The sequence below is a fragment of the Luteibacter sp. P4_E6 genome, assembly GCF_056401535.1.
This window is the reverse complement of record NZ_JBFUJE010000557.1, coordinates 1-2,412: the sequence shown is the minus strand read 5'-3', so window position 1 is coordinate 2,412 and position 2,412 is coordinate 1. Positions and strand designations below refer to the sequence as shown.

3 protein-coding genes are annotated in these 2,412 nt (G+C 57.1%); all 3 read right to left on the bottom strand.

All coding sequences use genetic code 11. The features are described 5' to 3' along the window. Window positions 1-373: 373 nt before the first annotated feature. A complete protein-coding gene (locus tag AC1DT2_RS20710) occupies window positions 374-700 on the bottom strand; it encodes a hypothetical protein (protein ID WP_477298426.1) in 327 nt (108 codons plus the stop codon). Between the two features lie 33 nt (window positions 701-733). Continuing rightward, a complete protein-coding gene (locus AC1DT2_RS20705) occupies window positions 734-886 on the bottom strand; it encodes a hypothetical protein (RefSeq protein ID WP_477298424.1) in 153 nt (50 codons plus the stop codon). A 589-nt stretch (window positions 887-1,475) separates the two neighbouring features. Continuing rightward, a partial coding sequence (locus AC1DT2_RS20700) for a S9 family peptidase (RefSeq protein ID WP_477298422.1) occupies window positions 1,476-2,412 on the bottom strand: 937 nt, incomplete at its 5' end.

Here is a 2,412-nt window from a genome sequence, read left to right as displayed (position 1 = left end):
CTTCCAGCGCGTCCTCCAAGGGGAGCCCCCCGCCCTCGAACAAGTTGAATTCCGAGTGTGAGTCCGACCGAAAGCTACCGAGGTGCCGCCCTTCCGGACTGAACGCGTGGTCGCCTTTCCCCCAATGAAAGTCAGCACGCGGCCCGACTGCGCGCTCGAAGTCTCCGACCGTCAAAAATGTGCTCGTCAAATGCAGGCTGCTTGTGACTGTCATTCATGTACCCCAGCAGATGCTTCGGCTTTCGCATGTTGGGTAGCGGCGATTTCGTCAGCATCGCTGTTCCGGAAGGTCGTCTTGTCGTCGTCAAGGACAAGGAAGCCGTGGCTGGGATACGACCACTCGGACGTGGGGACRCTCGCCACTGCCGTACCGTCACGGTAATTCATGACAGCGATCACCCGGTTGAATCGAGGATTCTTCAAGACGAACCAAGGTGTCGAAGTCCCTGGAAAGAACAACGTCATCCACCCATCCAGCGTTACTCGACGCCAGAAAGACGGTCCAAGCCTTGATCGCGTCATATTCATCGGAATTCATGCCGACCCAGTAACGGCGGAAGGCATCACTCCAGAACGTCGTATCCGGCCCTGGGTCCAACATCTGGAATATCGGAGAGATGAAAAGTGGCGATGTCTCACTCGCGACCATACCCAGAATCATGAATTCTGGAAGGTAGTACCGAAAGGCCTCGGGCGTCATGGCATACAGCGCATCGGCGTTTTTTTGCAGGAACTACCAGTCCAGTTCTTCACGGCTGCGCCGCTCCAGACGCTCTGCGTCCTGCCGGTCCGTTACAGGCGATCGAGACCTATCGGCAACAATTTCTGGTCTGGTACGCCATGCAAAAGCCTCTCGAATTTTCTTCGTCAAATCGTCCTTATTCATCCTTCCATCCTGCACGTGGCTTTGGTCCGGCATCAAGCGGGACGGACACGTTGCCCTCTCTACCCACCGATCGAAACCGGCACTCAGGACACGTGACGACACAGGAATGGTCAGAATCCGGCGAGTTCCAACCTGGGGCTTTATCGACTAGCACGTCGTCGCGAAACGCGAGCGTCAAATCCCACTGCCCGTTGACCACGTATCGCTTGGTTCTGACTCCGAGAAACTGGACATCATTGATCTTCGTCGATAATCCACCCCAACGAAGCTCGACTTCGCCGCTCCTCAAGGAACGACTGCAATAAGGTAGACCTAGTGCAGCTTCGGCATCCTTCCTCGTCGTCTGTCCCACTATCGTAGCGCTGTACGCTGCCTTCATTCGGGTCGCCCGCACCCTGTCGTCCGGAAGCATCCCGCCATCCCAGTAAGTACATCCTGCGAGCAGGAGCACAATCAGGGCCATCACCCCATGATGATTGACGGATCTCACCGTATCAGTCCGAGTTCCGTTCCATCCCTTCTTGCGTATCATTTTCGCTCCTTGAAAACCAAAAAAGCGGCGACCCAAAGGTCGCCGCTTTCGCCAAACTTACTTGGCTCCTGCAGCTGTCCACTCCTTCAACCACGCATTCACCTCTTCATGCCACTGCACACTGTTCTGTGGCTTGAGCACCCAATGGTTCTCATCCGGGAAGTGCAACAGCTTGCTCGGGATGCCACGACGCTGCAGCGCAGTGAACGCGCCCAGGCCCTGGGTTTCCGGAATGCGGAAGTCCTTGCCGCTGTGGATGACCAGCATCGGTACGCGCCAGTCCTTCACGTGGTTGATCGGGTTGAAGCGCTCGTAGTTTTCCGGGTGATCGTACTGCGTGCCACCGTTTTCTTTCTCTTCGAACCAAAGCTCTTCGGTGTCGTAGTACATGGCGCGTGCGTCGAAGACACCATCGTGGTCGACGAGGCACTTCCACGGCTGGTTCCATACACCGGCGATCCAATAAACCATGTAGCCGCCATAGCTTGCACCAAGGGCGCAAGCGCGATCCCCATCGAGGAAGCTGTACTTGGAAAGCGCAGCACTCCAGCCGAGCTTGAGGTCTTCAAGTGGCTTGCCGCCCCAGTCACCCGAAATAGCGTCGGTAAACTTCTGGCCATACCCGGTGGAACCGTGGAAGTTCACCGTCACCACGGCGAAGCCCTGCCCGGCGTACGTCTGTGCGTTCCAGCGATAGCTCCAGCTGTTGGTCATTGCACCCTGCGGACCACCGTGGATAACGAAGGCCACCGGATAAGTCTTGCCCTTCTTGTAGCCCACTGGCTTGACCACATAGCCCTGCACGGTGTCGCCGTTCGCACCCTTGAAGGTGTAGAACTCAAAGTCGCCGGTCTGTGCGCTCTTGATGCGCTTGGCGTTGAAGTGCGAGACCTGCTTCAGGCCCTTGCCGTTGGTGCCAGACGTGTAGAGATCAGCCGGATGCTTCAGGTCATCGCGCGTCAGGAGCACCTTGTTGCCGCTAATGGAGTAGCCG